The following is a 20,346-nucleotide window of genomic DNA, read 5'->3' as shown; positions in this document are numbered from 1 at the left end:
CGATGGAAGGCCTATCTTTGATCTGTCACAGACCCAGGGAAAGGAACAACGATGTTCACCTTGCAGATCAGCTATCCAGTCCGGGACTACGAGGCTTTCAAGAAAGTATTCGACAGCGATCCTGCGGGCCGCGCCGCCTCGGGCGCCAGGTCTGTCCGGCTGTTCCGGGATACGGACGACCAGAACAGCGTGGCCGTGCTCCTTGACTTCGACACCAAGGATGCTGCGACCGTCTTTCTGGAACGGCTCCGCAGCGAGGTGTGGGACAAGCCCGAGGTGATAGGGCAGCTGATGACGGCAGCGCCCACTGCAAGGATCCTGGAGGAAGTGGCCCGCGAGGGTGAGGGTGCGGGCTGACCACTGAGTATCCGGGGTTCCCGCCGAACCACTTCATTGCGGCCCGAGAGGGCGGTCAAACCAGCGGCCACGGGTAGCGCATGCCGGTGCGGTCAACCGGCAGTACCCCTTCGCGCAGCAGGCGCTGCACCCGGCGCTCCAGGGCGGTGACCTCGTCGTCGTCGAGGAGCTCGGCCACGTTGGGAGGCACGGCCTCTGCCAGCGGTGCTATGTCCTCGAGCAGGGCGTCCGGGATGGGTTCACCGGCGAAGTCCCAGATCACGGTGCGCAGCTTGAAGCTGGCCGAGAAGCACAGTCCGTGGTCGATGCCCCACACCCGGCCGTCATCGCCGCGCAGCACGTGCCCGCTTTTACGGTCGGTGTTGTTGGTGACGTAATCGAACAGGGCGATGCGGGCCAGCTCGCGATGGGTCTCGGGGGCGTCGGCGTACAGCGTGAAGTAATGCTCTTGAAAGTCGCACTCGATGAACCACTGCAGCGAACCGACCCCCAACGGCGCCTCCTCGCGGATCACCGTCGGCGGCACGAGGCCCCACCCCAGCGACTCGCTGAGCAGGTAGGCGGCGCGTTCCCGCCGATAGAGGCCGGGTTCGAAATCGGACAGCGGCCGTTCCCCGGCCTCCGGCTTGTAGACCGCGTACGCGGAGTGGTCCGCGCCGGAGACCTGGACGAAAAACGTCTCGTTGCTGCTGCGCGGGATGCGTCCCACCAGCTCGACTGTGCCCTCGGCGAGCAGCGTCAGCTCCCGGGCGGACACCGTCTGCCCCGTTTCACCGTCTGTCCCACCGGAAGTTTCCACTCACGGCCCCCGCAGTCCGCTCAGCGGTTCCGACGTCGAATTCACCATCAGCACGGCCGGGGCCTGGTCCTCCACAAACGAGATGGCCGAAACCGAGCCCGGGCTGATGACGATCCGCTGGAAGAGGTCCAGGGGCGTGCCCAAAGCGTGGGAGACGGCGGCCTTGATGGGATCGGCGTGCGAGAAGCACACCACCACGCCACCAACGTGGGCCGTGCGCAGTGCCTCCAGCGATCCAACAATCCGCGCCTGCATTTCTGTGAAGCTCTCGCCGTTCGGGAAGCGGAAGGTCGAGGGGCTGTGCTGGACGGTTTGCCATTCCGGCAGCGCGGCCACGTCCGCCAGAGTAGCCCCCGTCCAGTCGCCGAAATCGCACTCGAGCAGGCCGTCGTCGTGCTTCACTTCTTGTCCTGTGCGCGCCGCCGTCGGCTCCGCCGTCTCACAGGCGCGCTCCAGCGGCGAGGAATAGACGGCGTCCACCCGAAGGTCCCCGAGACGCTCCGCGACCTTATCAGCCTGGGCGCGGCCGGCATCGGACAGATGCAGCCCCGGCGCCCGCCCCGGCAGCACCCTGCCCGTCGTCGGCGTCACCCCATGGCGCACCAAAAGAATCAAGGTCCCCGGCGCACCTGGCGGCGGTCCCGGTGGTGGTGCCGGTACTTCCGGCTGTGTGGCTGCAGTCATCAGGATCAAGCGTAAGACGCACCCGAGGCAAGTGAGCAGGGAATCTCAACAAATCCCTCGATTCCCCGCCCGGTGGAGGTCTACGGTGGAGGGGTGAGTGATCGCCCCGATATCTTCACTGTTGGTGAACTGCGTGCCTCCGGCCACGTGCACAAGGACCTGCGCCGCGAAATCCGCGACAACCTGCTCGCCGCGCTCGCCGCCGGCCGCGATCCGTGGCCCGGGATGTTTGGCTTCAGCCGGACCGTCCTGCCCCAGCTGGAGCGTGCCCTGCTCGCCGGGCACGACGTGGTCCTGCTCGGCGAACGGGGACAGGGCAAGACCCGGCTCCTGCGCACCCTGGCCGGGCTGCTGGACGAGTGGTCGCCCGTAATCGAGGATTCGGAACTCAACGAACACCCGTACGAACCCATCACGGAGCAATCCCGTGCCCGCGCTCTCACCGAGGGGGACCGGCTGCGGGTGGCGTGGCGCCATCGCTCCGAACGGTACGTCGAAAAGCTCGCGACGCCGGACACCTCCGTCGCCGACCTGATCGGCGACATCGACCCGATGCGGGTGGCCGAGGGCCGGCGCCTCGGCGACCCGGAAACCATCCACTACGGACTGGTCCCGCGCTCCAACCGCGGAATCATCGCCATCAACGAGCTGCCCGACCTCGCCGAGCGCATACAGGTCTCGATGCTCAACGTGATGGAGGAACGCGACATCCAGATCCGCGGCTACGTGCTGCGGCTGCCGCTGGACGTCCTTGTGGTCGCGTCCGCCAACCCGGAGGATTACACGAACCGCGGCCGGATCATCACGCCGCTGCGGGACCGCTTCGGCGCCGAGATCCGCACGCACTACCCCCTGGAGCTCGACGACGAGGTGGCCGTCATCAAGCAGGAGGGGCACCTGGTGGCCGGCGTCCCGCCCGTCATCCTCGAGATCCTGGCCCGCTACACCCGGGCCCTGCGGCAGTCCCCGGCGATCAACCAGACCTCAGGGGTGTCCGCCCGGTTCGCGATCGCGGGCGCCGAAACCGTCGCCGCGGCAGCCCTTCGCCGGGCCAGCGTGCGCGGCGAGGACGAGGCGGTGGCCCGGATCATCGACCTGGACGCGGCGGTGGAAGTCCTTGGCGGCAAGATTGAGTTCGAATCCGGTGAGGAAGGGCGTGAACAGGAAATCCTCGACCATCTCCTGCGCATGGCCACCGCGGAAGCCGTGCGGGCGCACTTCCACGGCATCGATATGGGCCAACTTGTGGCCGCGCTCGACGGCCACACCACGGTGACCACCGGGGAACTGGTTACCGCGCGGGAGTTCCTGGCGAACCTCCCGTCCCTCAACGGCTCCGGCCTCTACGACCAAATCAGTGAGCGCCTGGGTGCCACGAACGACGGGCAGCGAGCCGCCGCCGTCGAACTCGCTTTGGAAGGCCTCTACCTCGCCCGGCGGATCGCCAAAGAGTCCGACGACGAGGCGACGGTTTACGGCTAAGAAGTTCCACAGCTGAGGACAGGAGGGCCATGAGCGTTCACAACCGATCCCGGTACAGCCGGTACCGGGGCGGACCGGATCCGCTCGCCCCGCCGGTGGACCTGGCCGAAGCACTTGACGCCGTGGCCGAGGACGTCATGGCCGGCTACTCGCCCCGGCGCGCCCTGCAGGAGTACCTGCGCCGCGGCGGCCGCAGCCGCGAAGGCCTGGACGACCTCGCCGCCCGGGTCCAGCGGCGCCGCAAAGACCTGCTGGGCCGGCACAAGCTGGACGGCACCCTCAACGAAGTCCAGAAACTGCTGGACACCGCGGTGCTGGAGGAGCGCAAACAGCTGGCCCGCGACGCCATGATGGACAACACCGACCGATCCTTCCGGGAGATGCAGCTGCAGAACCTGCCCCGGTCCACGGCGGCGGCAGTCAACGAACTGGCCTCCTACGATTGGCAGTCGACCACGGCACGGGAAGCGTACGAGCGGATCAAGGACCTGCTGGGCCGCGAGGTCCTTGACCAGCGGTTCGCCGGCATGAAGCAAGCGCTCGAGAACGCCACGGACGAGGACCGTGCGGCCGTCAACGAGATGCTGCAGGACCTCAACGAACTCCTCGACAAACACCGGCGCGGCGAGGACACCGACGCGGACTTCCAGAACTTCATGGCCAAGCAAGGCCGCTTCTTCCCCGAGAATCCACAGTCTGTCGAGGAGCTGATCGACGCCCTCGCCCAGCGCGCGGCAGCCGCCCAGCGGATGCTGCAGTCCATGTCCAAGGAACAGCGGGAGGAACTGATGAACCTCTCCGCCCAGGCGTTCGGCTCGCCCGAACTCATGGCCCAGCTCGGCCAACTCGACGACACCCTGCGCGCCCTGCGCCCCGGCGAGGACTGGACCGGATCCGAACGCTTCGAAGGTGAGGAAGGGCTCGGCCTGGGCGACGGCACCGGCGTGCTGCAGGACCTCGCCGAGCTGGACGAGCTGTCCGAACAGCTCTCCCAGTCCTACAACGGGTCCAGCCTGGACGACCTGGACCTCGACGCCCTGGCCCGCCAACTCGGGCAGGATGCCGCCGTCACGGCGCGCACCCTCGCGGAGATCGAGCGGGCAATGCACGACGGCGGGTACCTCCACCGCGGGGCGGACGGGGATCTCCGGTTGTCACCGCAGTCCATGCGGCGGCTCGGGAGGGCGCTGCTGCGGGATACCGCCAAGCAACTGTCCAGCCGGCAGGGGCGCCGGGACACGCGCGTTGCCGGGGCGGCCGGGGAACAGACGGGCTCCAGCCGCCCCTGGGAGTTCGGCGACGCCGAGCCGTGGGACGTCACGCGAACCATCACCAACGCGATCCGCCGCACCATTGCCGACGGCGGCGACCCGGGCAGCGGACTGCGCCTCGCCGCAGACGACATCGAGGTGGCGGAAACTGAGGCGCGCACCCAGGCCGCCGTCGTCCTGCTGGTGGACGTGTCCTTCTCGATGGCCGCCCAAGGACGCTGGGTGCCCATGAAACGCACCGCGCTCGCCCTGCACCACCTCATTTCAACGCGCTTCCGCGGCGACCGGCTGCAGCTGATCACGTTCGGCCGCTACGCGCAGACCACGGACATCGGCGAGCTCACCGCCTTGCCGCCCTTCCAGAACAAGGGAACCAATCTGCACCACGGCCTACTGCTGGCGGGCCGGTTCTTCCGCAAGCACCCGTCCATGCAGCCCGTCCTCCTAGTGGTGACCGACGGCGAACCAACCGCGCACCTGCTGGGCGACGGTGAGACCTGGTTCGACTACCCGCCGCACCCGGAGACCATCCGGATTACCGTGGCCGAACTGGACCGCCTAGGGCGTGCCGGCACACAGGTCACGTTCTTCCGGCTCGGCGACGATCCCGGCCTCGAGCGGTTCGTCCAGCGCATGGCGCGCCGGGTAGGCGGCCGGGTGGTGGCGCCCGACGTCGGTGACCTGGGGGCTGCCGTGGTGGGGGAGTACCTCCGCGCCCACTTCCGCGGCCGCCCCTACGACGACGCCGACTGGGCCAAATAGAAGGCTGTTCGGCACTGATTCTTACAGGCGGAGTTCCATGAACACGCTGTTGGGATCCAGGACATAGTCGGCAAAGGGAAGGCACTCGCTGAAACCGTTGCGGACATACAGGCGCCGAGCGGGAGCGAAGTAGTCCTCGGTTCCTGTCTCAAGGTAAATGCGCCCGAAGTTTCGGGTCCGGGCTTCGTCCAGGATGTGCCGGAGCATGAGCGTCGCCACCCCTCGCCCACGCGCCCCCGCTGCGGTGCGCATGGACTTGATCTCGCCATGTTTCGCCGGGCTGTCCGGGAAATCGAGGAGCTTGAGCGCGCCGCAGCCAAGGAGCTCATCTTCCTCGCGGGCCGTCCAAAACGTGATCGACGGTGCGGACAGCGCAGAATGGTCCAGCGTGTGCACACTTTCGGCGGGCGACGTGGCGAACATGTCTGCCAGGTGCTCGCTCAGTAGTTCATGGACATCCGCTCGTGTGGGGTCGCCCTTCGCAATGTGAATCATCGCCTCCAATTTACCGGTGCCCCATCCGCTCCCTGGGACCTGAACTATATTCGGACAAGGGAAGGGCCGGATTGCATTGAGGACAAGGAAGGCGGGTCTCTGAATGGCGGGAATGCCACCAGCCACGGTGGAAGTGGATGACGCCGTCGTCCAGGGACTCGTCCGGGACCAGCGGCCCGACCTTGCGGATCTTGCTCTAGTGCGGGTTGCGAATGGCTGGGACAACGCGACCTTCCGGCTCGGCGATCAGCTGGCCGTCCGGCTGCCGCGCAGGGCGGAGGCCGTGCCGCTGATACTGCATGAGCAGCGATACCTTCCCGACATAGCCCGCCGCTCCGCGGTGGCGGTTCCTGTGCCCGTCCATGCCGGCCGGCCGACGTCGGACTTTCCCTGGCCGTGGAGCATCGTGCGGTGGATCCCTGGCGCAGCCGCGGCCGACGTCGACCCAGCTGAGCGCGGGCCGGCCGCTGAAGGCCTGGCTGAATTCCTCCTGTCGCTCCACGCGCCCGCCGAAACCGGCGTCCCCGTGAATCCTTTCCGCGGCGTGCCGCTGAAAGATCGTGACTCGGCGGTGGTGGAACGGCTCGGGGACCGCGAACGTTACCCTCAGGCAGCAGCACTCGGCGCCGTATGGGCGCAGGCCTGCGCCGCTAATGCCTGGGATGGTCCGGCGATGATGCTCCACGGGGACCTTCACCCGGGCAATATCCTGCTGGCGGACGACGGCTCGCTGGCCGGCATCATCGATTTCGGCGATGTCGGGGCAGGGGACCCGGCCGTCGATCTTGCGGTGGTATGGCTGATGTTCGACGCCGGCGCCCGCCACCGCTTCATCGACGCCTTTGGCCCTGCGTTGGAAGGGGACACCTGGATGAGGGCCCGGGGCTGGGCTCTCATCCTGTCCACCGCCATGCTGAGCAACTCCGACGACAATCCGCGGATGTTCGCCGTAGGCGAGTTCGGGATCAGGCAGGTCCTGGAAGGCTGACTTGGGGAACCTCCACACTGAAGGTAGCGACGGCGGAGGGTCCCGCCGTCGTTATCATCAATGGCGGTGGCGGGGACTATTGACCCCTCAAGAGCGATCCGCAAGCATGAGATATGGCGTGGACGGCCTCGCCGAGGAGATTGAAATGGGAGCGTCCACTTAGCTGAGGGCGGGCGGGAAACGGCGGATAACGACCTGAATTAGTGCGCTGGCCGTGTTGGGCGCATGGCTCCCCGGAGCAATACCAGTGATCCAGGTGGCTCGCCCTTCCGCTACCCGGCGTTTCCGGAGCAGGTCGTTCTGACTGCTTCCGTCTCCGCGGCTGCCGCCATCCAGGCAGCCGTGGATCGGTTCGGCCGGATCGACGTCCTGGTGAACAACGCCGGTAACTTCTACGCCGGGTTCTTCGAGGAAATCACTCCGGCGGACTTCCGGGCACAGATCGAAACCACCATGTTCGGACCCATGAACGTCACCCGCGCGGCCCTGCCTGTCCTGCGCGCCCATCGCTCCGGCCTGGTGGTCACCATCTCCTCCACCGCTGGCCTGGCGGGCGGGGAGTTCCTGTCCGCCTACGCCGCGTCGAAGTTCGGCGTGGAGGGCTGGGCGGAATCGCTGGCCCCCGAGGTGGCACCGTTCGGCATCCGCTCCATGATCGTGGAGCCGGGGTTCTTCCGCACCGAGCTGCTCACGCCGGAATCCACCAGCTACGCGGAAGCCACCATCGGGGACTACGCCGAACGCACCGCGCAGACCGTTGCCGGCTGGAAGGGCATGAACGGCCTGCAGGGCGGGGACCCGGCCAAGCTCGCCGACGCGCTGATCCAGCTGGCCGAACTGGACGAGCCCCCGCCGCGGTTCGCCGTCGGCGCCGACGCCGTGGGCGCCTTCGAGGCCCGGGGCAAGGCCCTCCAGGTCCAGGCCGACGCCCACCGCGAACTCTCCAGCAACGTCGCCCATACCGACGCCTGACAAACGAAAGTGAACGACGGCGGGTGCCTCCCGCCGTCGTTCACTAAGTAATCTGCGACGCCCCCGATCCAGGAGCAAGAGTCGCTAGTCCTCAATGGTCACGCCGCGCCAGAACGCGATCGGGTCCACGCAGAAGGCCTGGCCGTCACTCGGGTGTTACGTAAGCGCCTGCGATGCCGCCATCAACCAGGAAGGTTGACGCGGTGATGAAGGATGAATCGTCGCTGGCGAGGAAGGCCACTGCTGCTGCCAGTTCTTCCGGTTCAGCGAACCTGCCCAAGGGAACGTGGACGAGGCGGCGGGCTGCCTTCTCGGGATCCTTGGCGAAGAGTTCCTTCAGCAGGGGCGTGTTGACGGGTCCCGGGCAGAGTGCGTTGACCCGGATTCCCTGTCGGGCGAATTCGACGCCGAGTTCCCGGCTCATGGCCAGCACTCCGCCCTTGGATGCGCTGTAGGAGATCTGAGAAGTGGCAGCACCCATGACCGCAACGAACGACGCAGTATTGATGATTGAGCCCTTCCCTTGCGCCTGCATGTAAGGGAGGGCGTATTTGCAGCAGTAGAAAACGGAGGTCAGGTTCACTTCCTGGACCCTGCGCCACGCATCGATTCCTGTATCGATGATTGAGGCATCGTCTGCCGGCGAGATTCCGGCGTTGTTGAAGCTGATGTCCACGCTTCCGTACGTTTCATTGGTGACGGCGTAGAGGTTCTTTACTTCCTCTTCGCTGGTGACATCCACCTTCACGTAGAGGCCGCCCACCTCGTCGGCTGCGCGCTGCCCAGCGGTGGGGTCCAGGTCGGCGATGACCACGTGGGCGCCTTCTGCGGCGAAGCGGCGGGCTGTGGCCAGTCCGATGCCGCTGGCGCCGCCGGTGATGACAGCGCTGCGTCCCTTGAGGCGGTTGGAAATTACTTCAATCATTTTTTCTTCCTTTTGTGGTGAGGACGTTATGGATTGGTGGAGATGAACACGTTTTTTGTTTCGGTGAACGCGTTCAGGGCGTCCGGGCCGAGTTCCCGTCCGAGTCCTGACTGCTTGAATCCGCCAAAGGGTGTGGAGTAGCGCACCGAGGAGTGGGAGTTGACTGAAAGGTTTCCCGACTCGAGTCCCCGGGCCATCCTCAGCGCCTGACCGATGTCCCGCGTCCAGATGGATCCGGACAGGCCGTAGATCGAGTCATTCGCCAGGCGGAGTGCGTCGGCTTCGTCCTTGAAGGGAACGACTGCCACGACGGGGCCGAAGATCTCCTCATGCATTACCCTGTCCTCGCGGGAGGGAGTAAGAACGGTGGGGGGGAACCAAAACCCCTTGCCGTCCGGCGCGGATCCCTGGAAAGCCACAGATGAGCCGTCCGGGACGAAGCCGGAGACTGTGCGGTGTTGGGCTGCGGAAATCAGCGGCCCCATGAACGAAGCCTCGTCGCCGGGGTCGCCGACCCGGAGGGCTTTCACTACGGGTTCCAGGAGCTCGAGGAAATTTTCATAGACGCTGTCCTGGACCAGGATTCTGGAGCGGGAGCAGCAGTCCTGCCCGGCGTTGTCAAAAGCGCCTCCGGGTGCTGCTGCAGCAGCGGCTTCGAGGTCCGAATCCGCGAAGATGATGTTGGCGCTCTTGCCGCCCAGTTCCAGGGTCACAGGCTTGACCTGCTCAGCGCAGCCGGCCATGATCCGTTTACCGACGTCGGTTGAACCGGTGAAGACAACTTTCCGCACTGCAGGATGGGTCACGAATCGTTCCCCGACGACTGAGCCCTTGCCCGGGATGATCTGCAGGACTCCTTCGGGCAGGCCTGCCTCCCTTGCCAGCTGTCCGAGCCGGATGGCAGTCATGGGAGTCAGTTCCGCCGGTTTCAGAACGACAGTGTTGCCAGCGGCAAGGGCGGGGGCGAAGCCCCACGCGGCAATGGGCATGGGAAAGTTCCAGGGAACGATTACTCCAACGACCCCGAGGGGTTCGTTGAAGGTGATGTTGACCCCTCCAGCTACTGGAATCTGCTGGCCAAGGTGCCGCTCGGGGGCTGCGGAGTAGTACGTCAGGACATCGCGGACATTCCCGGCTTCCCAGCGGGCATTACCGATGGTGTGCCCGGCGTTGCGTACCTCCAGCTGGGCAAGATTTTCCACGTCGGCGTCTACTGCCGCAGCAAACCTGCGCAGCAGGAGAGCCCGGTCTGCGGGGGCAACATGGCGCCAGGTCTCGAATGCCTGGACGGCTTTTTCGATTGCCCTGTCGGTGTCCTCAAGTGTTGCAAGGGTTATGGTCTCGATTACCTCTTCCGTTGCCGGATTCAGTACGTCAAACGTGCTGGTGGACATTGCCGGGGCTCTCCGTTCGATTTTTGCGGTAGTTGGTTGCAGCCTCAATGAACCCATTGAAAAGCCGGAGGTCGTTGGGATTCTGTTCCGGGTGGAATTGGACCCCTAGTGCCCATCCGCCCGTTGCCGTTTCGAGGGCTTCCACCGTGCCGTCGGCCGCCGCCGCCGTGACGGAAAGGCCGTCAGCGATCCGGTCCATGGCCTGGTGGTGGTAACAGGGTGCGCTGGCCGATGGTCCCAGCAGATGCCGGCTGATGCTGCCCGGCGCCGTCGTGAACTCCACGTTGCCGAATACACCCGGTGCCGGTTGGTAGTCCGCCTCCGGGTTCACATCGGGGATGTGCTGAATCAGCGACCCGCCCATGGCGACATTGAGGATCTGGGCTCCCCGGCAGATGGCGAAAAGGGGGACTTCGGCGTCCAAAGCTGCCTTGGTCAGGGCGATATCGTGCACGTCCCTGGCCGGTTGGGCGCGGGTGAGCCGGTGGGGCTGCGCCCCGTACTGTTCCGGGCCCACGTCGCTGCCTCCGGAGATGATCAGTCCGTCCAGGACCTCCACGATCGATGGGTCAGTGCCGACGGGCGGCAACAGGACAGGAGTGCCGCCGGCAGCGACGACCGCCTGGACGTAGGTTCCCGGCAGAACTGCCGCATCCGCTGTCCAAACGCCCCAGGAAGCGTTCTGAAAGTAGGTTGTCAGCCCGATCCGTGGGCGGTAGCTATCAGAGCCGTTCAAAGACACGCTTGCGCTCCCAGTCCGTTACGGCGCTGTCAAAAGCCTTCAGCTCGACATCCGCTGCGAAGACGTAGTGGTCCACAACTTCATCGCCGAAGGATTTGCGTGCAATCTCGCTGTTGGTCAGCAGCGCACGGGAGTCCCGCAGGTTGGTGGGGATGCGATCCGCGTCGGACTGGTAGGCGTTACCGGTCATGATCGGTTCGAGGGGGAGCTCATTCTCGATACCGTGGATGGCGGCGGCGATAAGCGCGGCGGCAGCGAGATAAGGGTTGACGTCCCCGCCTCCAACGCGGTTTTCCACCCGGAGGCTGGGACCGCGGCCGACGATGCGCAGTGCACAACTGCGGTTGTCCAGCCCCCAGGCGATGGCTGTGGGAGCGAAGCTGCCTTCTACGAAGCGTTTGTAGGAATTGATGTTCGGGGCCACGAAGTAGGCCAGCTCCTTCAGCCCGGCGAGTTGGCCTGCGATGAAGTGCTCCATGACAGGGCTGAAGCCATGCTCGCCGTCCCCGGCCAGGACCGGATTGCCGTCCAGGTCGGTCAAGCTGAAGTGGATATGGCAGGAACTGCCTTCACGTTCGTTGTACTTCGCCATGAACGTAATGCTCTTGCCCTGTTGCGCGGCGATTTCCTTGGCCCCGTTTTTGTAGAAAACGTGGTTGTCGCACGCAGTAAGCGCTTCTGCGTATCGGAACGTGATTTCCTGCTGGCCCAGGTTGCACTCGCCCTTGGAAGATTCAACGACCAGGCCTGCCTTTTCCATGCCCGTTCGAATGCTTCGGATGACCGGTTCCAGCCTTGCCGTGGCCAGGAGGGAGTAGTCCACGTTGTAGCGGGTTGAGGGGGTGAGTCCCTCGTATTTTTTGTCCCATGCTTCTTCGTAGCTGTCGTCAAACATGATGAATTCGAGCTCGGTGCCGATATGGGCGCGGTATCCCAAGGCCTCCAGGCGTTCGATCTGCGCGCGCAGGATCTGGCGTGGGGACTGGGAGACGGGGCGACCGTCCAGCCAGAAGATGTCGCACTGGATCATGGCAGTGCCTTCCAGCCACGGCACCCGGCGCAGGGTGGAGACGTCGGGCCGCATCACCATGTCTCCATAGCCGTTCGCCCACGAGGACATGGAGTACCCGTCAATGGTGTTCATCTCCACATCCACGCTGAGTAGGTAGTTGCAGCCTTCGGCCCCGTGCCCGAGCACGTCTTCGAGGAAAGACCTTGCCCCGCAGCGTTTACCCTGAAGGCGTCCCATCGAATCGGTGATGGCAACAACAACGGTGTCGATGTCACCGGAGGCGACCAGGTCCCGCAGTTCATCGACGCCGAGTTGGCCTTGGGAGGATGTTCCGGTTGTTTGATTCGTCATTTGATTTCCGTAACTTTGATCGTATTTATGAGGGAGAGGTTTGGACCGTGACGGGACGCGTGTCAGCTTTTGAGTTCGGCCTCGGCTGCGGCCAACTGCGCGAATTCCTCTTCGGGAGCGCCTGCAACGATGCGGTGCCGGCTGTAGAACCAGTAGTAGAGGAGCGCCGCGCCGAAGATTGCAGCTGTTATGGATGCGGCGAATACGTCGACCACAAATGTTGCGACGACCGCGACCGCAGCAAGAACCAGCGCGATTGAGGTGGTGGCGACCCCGCCGGGTGTCCGGTAACCGCGGGGCAGGTCCGGTTCCTTCCTCCTCAGCACAATGTGCGAGAGGTTCAGGAGGACATAGGAGACTGTTGCACCAAAGACGGCGATGTTGATCAGGAGTGCGCCGTCACCGGTTACTGCTGCCAGCAAAAAGCCGATTGAGCCAGGGACGATCAGTGCCCAGTAAGGGGTCCGCCGTTTGCCTGTCAGGGACAGCCATTTGGGAAGATACCCTGCCCGGGACAGCGCGAAGAGCTGGCGGGAATAGGCATAAATGATGGAGAAGAAGCTGGCTACGAGCCCTGCGAGGCCAGCATAGTTGACGAAGTCTGCCAGGAAAGTGTTGCCACCGTACGCCAGGCGCAGGGCCTCCGGGAGGGGGTTATCGGATTCACTCATTGCCGCTGACCCTGCGGCGCCCGGAACGAGTACGAGCATCAGGGCCCCAAAGACGACCAGGATCACAACAGCGACCATGATGCCCCGCGGCATGTCCTTCTTCGGATTGGCCGTCTCCTCAGCGGCCAGGGGAACCCCTTCGACTGCAAGGAAGAACCAGATGCCATACACGAGTGCACCGACGGCGCCGCTGATTCCCATCGGGAGAAAAGCGCTCGAGGTGGGCGAGCCGTCAGGGACTATGTCAAAGAGGTTCTGGGCGTTGAAATGTGGGATCAGGCCCACGACGACGGCGGCCAAGGCGACGACGGCGACTGCGGTGATGCCGAAGATCATCTTCAGAGCCTCTCCCACTCCGCGGAGATGGATGCCCACAAAAACAGCGTAGGTCACCAGATACACCGGCCAAGAGTTGGTCAGGCCAAAGAGTCCCAGCGCTTCAACGTAGCCGCCAATGAAGATGGCTATCGCAGCCGGCGCAACGGCGTATTCAATGAGCACGGCCATTCCGGTGGCGAATCCGCCCAAGGGGCCCAGTGCGCGACGGGCGAAGCCATATCCGGCGCCTGTGGCAGGAAGCGCCGAGGACAGCTCGGCGAGTCCGAAAGCCATGCAGGTGTACATGACGCCCATAAGAACAAATGCGATGAGGAGACCGCCCCAGCCGCCTTGGGCGAGGCCGAGGTTCCACCCTGCGAAGTCGCCGGAGATGACATAAGCAACTCCGAGTCCGGCAAGCAGGATCCACCCCGCGGCCCCGCGTTTCAGTTGCCGGTGCTGGAGATATCGCTTGTCGTCGGTAAGCTGGGCTGAATCAGAGGATGCCACTGTAGTTCCCATCGTCCAAGGGTATTGGTATGAAATAAGACCATAAGCTCGTTACAGTGTGTGCCAGATCACGAGCACGGTCAAGGGGTTCCTTGATCTCGGCCAACTTTTCCCCGGTTCAGCTGTGCTTCCGGCCGGTGCGGCGGTTTTCCCGCTTCAATGGGCCCTCTGCCATAGGCCTGTTTTTGGACCGATTAGGATAAGCGTATGGAAGAGGAACTGCTCGGAAGCCCCGCCCCGATTCTCCGCCCTGTCCGGCACGGCAACGCCTTCGAGGAGACCATCGAACGCTTGCTCCAGAACATCAAACTCGGTCTGTTCGGTGTAGGGACCAAGCTGCCAGCTGAGCGGGAACTTGCAGAGATGCTGGGCGTATCGCGCGCCACCCTGCGGGATGCCCTGGCCGAGCTGCAGAAGGCCGGATACGTTGAAGTTCAGCGCGGCCGCTATGGAGGAACGTACGTGTGCAGCCGCCCCCCTGCAGGTTCGGGGTCCTACCCGGAACTCGATCCGGCCGAGGTAGACGACGTCCTAACCTTTCGCGGCGTACTCGAGCCGGCGGCCGCATCCTTGGCGGCCAGGGCGACGTTATCACCTGCCCAGCGCGGTCACCTGCTAAGGACTTTGGCCGAGGTGGCCAGTGCACCTGCGAATCTGTACCGGCCGAAGGACGCAAGGTTCCATGTGGCGATCGCAGAAGTGGCAGGATCGCCAAGCCTTGCAGTCGCGGTGGCGGATGTCCGCTCAAAGGTAAGTGACCTGCTGGACCGGATACCTCTTATCCAACCCAACCTGGAACATTCCAACCGGCAGCACCAGGAAATCGTGGACGCCATACTCCGGGGCGACGATGAGGCAGCCTTCAAGGCGGCGCAAGATCATCTGCAGGGAACAGCGTCGCTGCTACATGGATTCCTCGGATCTTCCCAGCCTGAAGTTTCTCCGCGGCCGACTGCACCACAGCGTTGAGTTGACAGGCCTTCCCCGCTGACCGCGACACCGCAGCGCTGGGGGAGTGGCACCCACCGCGAGCGGACGATGGCGAGAGATCCCGCCGTCGTCCGCTCTACCTGTTGCGAAGCTTAGGGTCAACTATCTCTGTCCGGATCACTGCCGCCAGCGTCTGGACCGTTGTGGTGATTCCGGTATTCCGCTTGATTTCCTTTCGGATGATGTCCAGCACCGAGTCGGACAGGATGACGTCCAGCAGCGCATCCGGCGATGTTGCCGCGCGGTGCTTCCACAGCTCATCGATCCGACGGCGCTTCAGCGCCTCCCGGTGGAGGAAGAACATTTTGTCCGCTTTTGCCTCCAGCGATTCAGGGCCGAGGAGGTCAACCTCGAAGGCGAGATTCAAAATCACGGGGAGCCCACCGGTCAGGTGGTAGGCCTGCCAAACCTGGCCGTTGGTGAGGATCATCCATTCCACACCCTCGTTGACCGCATACATTTGGACCTGGCGAAGGTGGCGCTCATTGAGTTTCTGGCTCACCCGCTTGACCTCTATGAAGGCAATCAGCTGCTTGTCAATTCTGACGCCGTAGTCCGCGAAATCCTGCCTGACCATGTATTCGGTGGTCAGGTCGCGGAATTTGTCATAGCCCAAACCCTCGCAGAGCATGTCCGTAATCAAAAGGCGGGTGTCGCCCTCATTGGCATCACGGGTGAGGAGATCGTGGAGTGGTTTGGTGAATCGCTGAACGGCGTCTTTAACCTGCTCATGGGCCTCGGACTCCCACTTCGGTCCCTTGGCAATTGGGGGAGCGGGTTTGATCTCCGCGATGACTGTGACGGCTTCGGCGGCGTGGCTGCTTCCGTGTTCCGTGTCCGGGGAAACGACCGCCACGAGGCTTAATTCCATCGCCGGCGGCGCTGGCGCGTCGGCTGAATTTTCGTCGGGTGGAACGACTTGGAGAGCGTGGGCCGCACGCACGGGCCGCGACAATTCGTCGGGGAGCTGGACATGTGGGTCCACAACACCAAAAGCCGCCTGTTTCAACAGCCACTGGATTGTCGGCAACCATGGCTGGACGGCCTCCCTGCTCACACCCGGGGCATCAACGGTCCTCGCCGCGGAGATGGCCTCCAGATCGGCGATGCGCGGAACAAGGTGACCCTGCCCAGCTGCTTCAGTCGCCCACTGAGACAGCACCTGCAGACGCGCCTGATACTTGATGTCTGTCATTTTTCCCCCATTTGAATTCAATCCCTACTGGAAATTGACTTCGTGTGAATGCCTTCCGGCAAGAGCCGTCCTGCTTTTGAGATTCGCCAATTAGACGAGACCATACACGGCCGCCTTGTCCGGCTCCGCCCGCGCCACGGCTTCGCCATCACCTCGATTCCGGCTAGGATCGCTCTCGAACCCGCCTGATCGGCATGGTCCGCGTCCTCGCCCCCACTAACTTCACATGTACGCACGGAACTAGCGCACGGCCGGAGTCGTTGGGACCTGAGAACTCGAGTATTCAAACTAGCTGGAGGTTGAGAAAATTATGGGATTGAGCTTGCAGAAGGGCCAGTCGCTGTCGCTGACCAAAAAAGACGGCGGATCGCTCACTAAGACCAAGATGGGGCTGGGCTGGGACTCGGCGGCCCCGGTCAAGAAGGGCTTTTTCGGAAAGGCCAAGTCGGTGGAGGTCGACCTCGATGCGTCGGCCATTTTCTTCGACGCGGCTGGCAAGTCGCTGGATCAGGTCTGGTACAACCAGCTGCAGAGCAAAGACGGCTCCACGCGTCATACCGGGGACAACCTGACGGGCGACGGCGACGGCGATGACGAGACCATCCTGGTCAATTTGGAGCTCGTCTCCCCGGCAGTGGCACACATCGTCTTCGTCATCAGCAGCTACACCGGCCAGACCTTCGACCAGGTGCAGAATGCCTTCTGCCGGCTGGTGGACGACTCCACGCCAGGAAGCCCGGAAATTGCCAAGTACCAGCTGACCGACTCGGGGACCCATTCGGCCATGATCATGTCCAAAGTATCCCGTGACGGCGCGGGCTGGACCTTTAAGGCCATCGGGGAGCGGGCCCAGGGCCGCTCGGTCGCGGATCTGATCGCACCAGCTGCCGCCGTCCTCTAGTCGTTCGAGGCTCCCTTCTGCCGTGTGCTGAACCAGGACACGGATCAGGAAGTGGTCCGCTACGATTTGAGCGAGGACGCGGCACCTGAAACGTCGATGATTTGCGCCGAGATTTACCGCAACCGTGCCGAATGGAAGTTCCGGGCGGTTGGCCAAGGCTATGCCACGGGCCTCCACGGCATCGCCACCGATTTCGGCATTTCGCTGGACTAGTTCGCAAGATCGATTCAACACGAAGGATATGGTACAAACATGGCAGGACTAACCCTTACCAAAGGCAGCAATCTGTCCCTGACGAAGAGCGCACCAGGCCTGACGAAGGCTGTGGTCGGGCTGGGCTGGGACCCGCGTACGACGACGGGAGAACCTTTCGACCTCGACGCCTCCGCCCTCCTGGTGGCGGCCGACGGCAAGGTCCGGTCCTCCGCGGACTTCATTTTCTACAACCAGCCCGCTGCCGCGGACGGCTCCGTCAGCCACCTGGGGGATAACCGGTCCGGCGAAGGCGCCGGCGACGACGAACAGATTCTGATCGATCTCTCCCTGGTTGCTGCCGACGTCGAGCGTGTTGTCATCGTGGTCTCCATCGACCAGGGTGAAACGCGCGGCCAGAACTTCGGCCAGGTGCGCAGCGCCTACTGCCGGGTGGTCAACCAGATCGATGAGAAGGAAATCGTCCGCTACGACCTGAGCGAGGACGCGGCGCCCGAAACGTCGATGATTTTCGCCGAGGTCTACCGCAACAACGGGGACTGGAAGTTCAAGGCCGTCGGACAGGGATACGCCACCGGACTCGCCGGCATCGCCAAGGACTTCGGCGTCGACCTTAGCTGATTAGTGTCCCGGACTGATTAGAGTCCGGACTGACTACTTCGGCTCCGCATCGTTTCCACCTGAGGTGGTGTCCCGGCCAATCGAAACCGGGACACCACCGACCTCTTGAAAAGGCAGCATCATGAATTCTCCGTTGACTCCCCCCGACGCCGCAGAGGCTTCATTGGTGCTTCAGGCTCCGGACGCCCCTGCCATAGTTCAGCCCGAAGACGCTCCCGGCATGGTGCCGGTCCCCGACGAACGACGGGCCGAGATCAATAGGCAGGCCAGGGAGTTCGTGGCCGGTCTGGCCCAACTGGACGCGCGCAGCCCGGAGTTCTCCGCGCAGGTCGATGGCATCAATAAGATCGGCAGCGCCGAGATCACAGCGTCCAGCAACTCCTCCAGCAGGCTGCTGGAGCGTTCCTCGACGTCCATTGCCGGCGCCAAGAAGTCCGGGAACAGCGCTCAGGTTGCGGTCGCCAACACCCTGGGTGAGCTGCGGAGCACGGTGGAGGAGCTCACTCCCAACCAGGCCAACATGAGCGTTGGCAAGAAGATCCTGGGCTTCATCCCCGGCGGCAACAAGCTGGCCAAGTACTTCCAGAAGTACGAGTCGGCGCAGACCCAGCTGAACCAGATCATCAAGGCCCTGATGACGGGCCAGGACGAGCTGCTCAAGGACAATGCCAGCCTGGCCAACGAAAAAGTCCAGCTCTGGGAAACGATGCAGGCGTTGAGCGAATATGCCGTCTTCGCCAAGGCACTGGATGCCGCCTGCATGGAGAAGATCGACTCCACCCGCGCCGCCGGGCAGATTACCGAGGCGCAAAAGATGGAGGCGGACGTCCTGTTCCCCGTGCGTCAGCGCCACCAGGACATCCTGACCCAGCTCGCCGTCTCGGTGCAGGGGTACCTGGCGATGGACCTGATCCGCAAGAACAACGTTGAACTGATCAAGGGTGTGGAGCGGGCGCGGACCACCACCATCTCGGCCCTGCGTACGGCGGTGATCGTGGCCCAGGCCCTGGCCAACCAGAAGATGGTCCTGGACCAGATCGACGCCGTCAATACCACCACCAACAACATGATCTTGAGCACCAGCGAAATGCTCAAGGACCAGACTTCCCGAATCCACCAGCAGGCGTCCAGCTCCGGGGTCAGCGTGGAGACGCTGCAGAAGGCCTTCGACAATGTGTTCGCCACGATGGATGCCATCGACACCTTCCGGTCGGAGGCGGCCAAGAACATGGAGAGCACCGTCGGGGCCCTCGAAGCCAGCGTGCTGAAGGCCAAGCCGTACCTGGAACGCGCGCGGCAGGGCAAGACAGACTAAGTGACGGCAGAAAGCAGCAGGCGGTAACGCAGTGATTGGTAAGTTCATCGGCTCCCTGTTCGGCGGCGCCCCCGTGCCGGGCATCACCGAACAGGCTCCCGAGCCAACGGCCGACGCCGAGATGGCGCAGACCGCCGGATCCCTGGACAACCTGCGCAGCGCCATCCGGCGGGCCGGCGCTGAGCTGCCGACGTCGGTGTCCTCGCAGTTGCGCCAAATCGACGATGTGCTCCGCCCGCTGGTGAGCCATATGGTCGAGCAGGGGGCTTCGATGGAGCAGCAGGTGCTGTTGAATTCCATCGTCTGCAGCTACATCCCGGATCCCCTGCGCACTTATCTGGCGCTCCCGGACAGTGCCAGGACTGAGGAATCCGGGCCGACGCGGCTGCTGGCGGAACAGTTCGCCACGCTCGAGGAAATAGCTCGTGACCTGGCCAACCAGGTGCGGATCGGTGCCATTGCCGAGCTGTCCACCCACGGCCGGTTCCTCGAGGATAAGTTCGCGCCGTCCAGCCTTCGTCTGGAAGGCCGCTGATGGGCAATCTTGTGGCCGGGGCCAACGCCGCGCTGACGGCCGAGAACCCGGGACTGAGCAAGATCCTGGTCGGCTTGGGCTGGCAGTCCATTCCCAGCCGGGGGCCCCAGTCCGAGCCGGTTCCGCTGGCGATCATGTGCGACGCCGGCGGCCGTGCCGTCTCGAACGATCACCTGGTGTTTTTCAACCAGATCGCCAGCCCGGAGGGCTCGGTGGCCTTCGCCGGCACCGAGGACCAGGAGCAGATCGACGTCGACCTGTCCCTGGTGCCGGCCGGCGTCGCCAAGATTACGTTCATTGTCTACGTGGACCCCGATCTCCGCGGGCCAGGCACCTTCTCCGCCATCCGCAACCAGTACATCCGGGTGGCTACCGCACAGAATCAGGAGCTCGTGCGCTTCGATATTCCCCAGTCCCCGCAGGACAACATCACCGCCATGATGTTCGGCGAACTGTACCGCCACCGCGAAGACTGGAAGTTCCGGGCCCTGGGCCAGGGCTACACGACTGGCCTGCGCGGCGTGGCAGCCGACTTCCGGTTCGATGTCTAGGCGATGGCACTGAACAGGTCCAGCACCCGCACGGACATCACGTACCTCAGCCGCCGGGTCAAGCCGGCCGCCCGCGCTGAAACATCCGCCCCGGCAACAGCGCCGCCGTCGTCTCCGGTGTCCCCTGCGGCCGTGACGTCGCTGTCCCTAAGCCGATCGTCCGCGCCCACATCGCCAGCACCAGCCACGTCAGCGGCGACCCCATGGGCCGGAGCCCGGCCTGCAGCCGAGACCCGGCCCACCAGGCTCTTTCCGGCTCCCGGGATCGGCGAGACGAGGCTGCTCAACGCCC

Annotated in this window: 22 protein-coding genes; 12 read left to right on the top strand and 10 right to left on the bottom strand. The window is 64.2% G+C overall.

Going from position 1 to position 20,346, the window contains the following annotated elements; genetic code table 11:
• Positions 1 to 51 precede the first annotated feature (51 nt).
• Entirely contained in the window at positions 52 to 357 is a 306-nt protein-coding gene (locus NG701_RS14340; protein ID WP_252568477.1) for a hypothetical protein, read from the top strand.
• Positions 358 to 412: 55 nt separating this feature from the next.
• Here NG701_RS14340 and NG701_RS14335 read toward each other — a convergent pair whose 3' ends face one another.
• Together NG701_RS14335 and NG701_RS14330 are read right to left on the bottom strand one after the other, a co-directional pair.
• Complete coding sequence (locus tag NG701_RS14335) at positions 413 to 1,114, bottom strand: SCO1664 family protein (RefSeq protein WP_252568686.1); 702 nt, start codon at positions 1,112 to 1,114, stop codon at positions 413 to 415.
• A 42-nt stretch (positions 1,115 to 1,156) separates the two neighbouring features.
• Positions 1,157 to 1,840: an MSMEG_4193 family putative phosphomutase gene (locus NG701_RS14330; protein WP_256475854.1), complete on the bottom strand. Its 684-nt coding sequence runs from the start codon at positions 1,838 to 1,840 to the stop codon at positions 1,157 to 1,159.
• 93 nt (positions 1,841 to 1,933) lie between these two features.
• Between NG701_RS14330 and NG701_RS14325 the strand changes: the two genes are divergently transcribed.
• On the top strand, positions 1,934 to 3,322 hold the full coding sequence (locus NG701_RS14325; RefSeq protein WP_252568476.1) for a sigma 54-interacting transcriptional regulator: 1,389 nt from the start codon (positions 1,934 to 1,936) through the stop codon (positions 3,320 to 3,322).
• Positions 3,323 to 3,351: 29 nt separating this feature from the next.
• A complete protein-coding gene (locus tag NG701_RS14320; RefSeq protein WP_252568475.1) occupies positions 3,352 to 5,355 on the top strand; it encodes a vWA domain-containing protein in 2,004 nt (667 codons plus the stop codon).
• A 21-nt stretch (positions 5,356 to 5,376) separates the two neighbouring features.
• Here the strand turns inward: NG701_RS14320 and NG701_RS14315 are convergent, their stop codons facing one another.
• Complete coding sequence (locus tag NG701_RS14315) at positions 5,377 to 5,850, bottom strand: GNAT family N-acetyltransferase (protein WP_252568474.1); 474 nt, start codon at positions 5,848 to 5,850, stop codon at positions 5,377 to 5,379.
• Between the two features lie 103 nt (positions 5,851 to 5,953).
• Between NG701_RS14315 and NG701_RS14310 the strand changes: the two genes are divergently transcribed.
• Together NG701_RS14310 and NG701_RS14305 are read left to right on the top strand one after the other, a co-directional pair.
• Positions 5,954 to 6,838 carry an aminoglycoside phosphotransferase family protein gene (locus NG701_RS14310; protein ID WP_252568473.1) on the top strand — a complete coding sequence of 295 codons (885 nt, stop codon included), beginning with the start codon at positions 5,954 to 5,956 and terminating at the stop codon, positions 6,836 to 6,838.
• A gap of 225 nt (positions 6,839 to 7,063) precedes the next feature.
• Positions 7,064 to 7,810, top strand: a complete 747-nt coding sequence (locus NG701_RS14305; RefSeq protein WP_252568472.1) for an SDR family NAD(P)-dependent oxidoreductase — start codon at positions 7,064 to 7,066, stop codon at positions 7,808 to 7,810.
• A gap of 145 nt (positions 7,811 to 7,955) precedes the next feature.
• Here the strand turns inward: NG701_RS14305 and NG701_RS14300 are convergent, their stop codons facing one another.
• From NG701_RS14300 to eat, 5 genes are all read right to left on the bottom strand, one after another.
• A complete protein-coding gene (locus NG701_RS14300; RefSeq protein ID WP_252568471.1) occupies positions 7,956 to 8,735 on the bottom strand; it encodes a 3-oxoacyl-ACP reductase in 780 nt (259 codons plus the stop codon).
• A 26-nt stretch (positions 8,736 to 8,761) separates the two neighbouring features.
• Complete coding sequence (locus tag NG701_RS14295; RefSeq protein ID WP_252568470.1) at positions 8,762 to 10,129, bottom strand: aldehyde dehydrogenase family protein; 1,368 nt, start codon at positions 10,127 to 10,129, stop codon at positions 8,762 to 8,764.
• Entirely contained in the window at positions 10,110 to 10,871 is a 762-nt protein-coding gene (locus tag NG701_RS14290; RefSeq protein WP_252568469.1) for a gamma-glutamyl-gamma-aminobutyrate hydrolase family protein, read from the bottom strand. Before NG701_RS14290 ends, NG701_RS14295 begins: the two co-directional genes overlap by 20 nt.
• Entirely contained in the window at positions 10,852 to 12,234 is a 1,383-nt protein-coding gene (locus NG701_RS14285; RefSeq protein WP_252568468.1) for a glutamine synthetase family protein, read from the bottom strand. The genes NG701_RS14290 and NG701_RS14285 overlap by 20 nt, the downstream gene beginning before the upstream one ends.
• Before the next feature lie 62 nt (positions 12,235 to 12,296).
• Positions 12,297 to 13,745, bottom strand: coding sequence for an ethanolamine permease (gene eat / locus NG701_RS14280; RefSeq protein WP_252568467.1), 1,449 nt, complete (start codon positions 13,743 to 13,745; stop codon positions 12,297 to 12,299).
• A gap of 195 nt (positions 13,746 to 13,940) precedes the next feature.
• Between eat and NG701_RS14275 the strand changes: the two genes are divergently transcribed.
• Positions 13,941 to 14,702, top strand: coding sequence for a FadR/GntR family transcriptional regulator (locus NG701_RS14275; RefSeq protein ID WP_252568466.1), 762 nt, complete (start codon positions 13,941 to 13,943; stop codon positions 14,700 to 14,702).
• Between the two features lie 97 nt (positions 14,703 to 14,799).
• Here the strand turns inward: NG701_RS14275 and NG701_RS14270 are convergent, their stop codons facing one another.
• The gene (locus tag NG701_RS14270; protein ID WP_252568465.1) at positions 14,800 to 15,918 is read right to left on the bottom strand and encodes a type I restriction enzyme HsdR N-terminal domain-containing protein; all 1,119 of its coding nucleotides are present in this window, start codon (positions 15,916 to 15,918) and stop codon (positions 14,800 to 14,802) included.
• A gap of 310 nt (positions 15,919 to 16,228) precedes the next feature.
• Here NG701_RS14270 and NG701_RS14265 point away from each other — a divergent pair, with 310 nt between their 5' ends.
• From NG701_RS14265 to NG701_RS14240, 6 genes are all read left to right on the top strand, one after another.
• Positions 16,229 to 16,819, top strand: a complete 591-nt coding sequence (locus tag NG701_RS14265; RefSeq protein ID WP_252568464.1) for a TerD family protein — start codon at positions 16,229 to 16,231, stop codon at positions 16,817 to 16,819.
• Positions 16,820 to 16,843: 24 nt separating this feature from the next.
• Positions 16,844 to 17,032, top strand: coding sequence for a TerD family protein (locus NG701_RS14260; protein WP_374208695.1), 189 nt, complete (start codon positions 16,844 to 16,846; stop codon positions 17,030 to 17,032).
• Between the two features lie 39 nt (positions 17,033 to 17,071).
• Positions 17,072 to 17,653 (top strand): TerD family protein, encoded by a 582-nt coding sequence (locus tag NG701_RS14255; RefSeq protein ID WP_252568463.1) that lies wholly within the window; start codon positions 17,072 to 17,074, stop codon positions 17,651 to 17,653.
• Between the two features lie 121 nt (positions 17,654 to 17,774).
• Positions 17,775 to 18,968 carry a toxic anion resistance protein gene (locus NG701_RS14250; RefSeq protein WP_252568462.1) on the top strand — a complete coding sequence of 398 codons (1,194 nt, stop codon included), beginning with the start codon at positions 17,775 to 17,777 and terminating at the stop codon, positions 18,966 to 18,968.
• Positions 18,969 to 18,999: 31 nt separating this feature from the next.
• On the top strand, positions 19,000 to 19,503 hold the full coding sequence (locus NG701_RS14245) for a hypothetical protein (RefSeq protein ID WP_252568461.1): 504 nt from the start codon (positions 19,000 to 19,002) through the stop codon (positions 19,501 to 19,503).
• Complete coding sequence (locus NG701_RS14240) at positions 19,503 to 20,054, top strand: TerD family protein (protein ID WP_252568460.1); 552 nt, start codon at positions 19,503 to 19,505, stop codon at positions 20,052 to 20,054. Before NG701_RS14245 ends, NG701_RS14240 begins: the two co-directional genes overlap by 1 nt.
• Here NG701_RS14240 and NG701_RS14235 read toward each other — a convergent pair.
• Positions 20,051 to 20,341 (bottom strand): hypothetical protein, encoded by a 291-nt coding sequence (locus NG701_RS14235; protein ID WP_252568459.1) that lies wholly within the window; start codon positions 20,339 to 20,341, stop codon positions 20,051 to 20,053. The two genes, NG701_RS14240 and NG701_RS14235, sit on opposite strands and share 4 nt — an antisense overlap.
• Between the last annotated feature and the right edge of the window lie 5 nt (positions 20,342 to 20,346).

The organism is Pseudarthrobacter cellobiosi, assembly GCF_023913815.1.
Lineage (GTDB): Bacteria > Actinomycetota > Actinomycetes > Actinomycetales > Micrococcaceae > Arthrobacter > Arthrobacter cellobiosi.
Note: the sequence above shows the minus strand (reverse complement) of the source record. Positions and strands in the feature narration are given on the sequence as shown.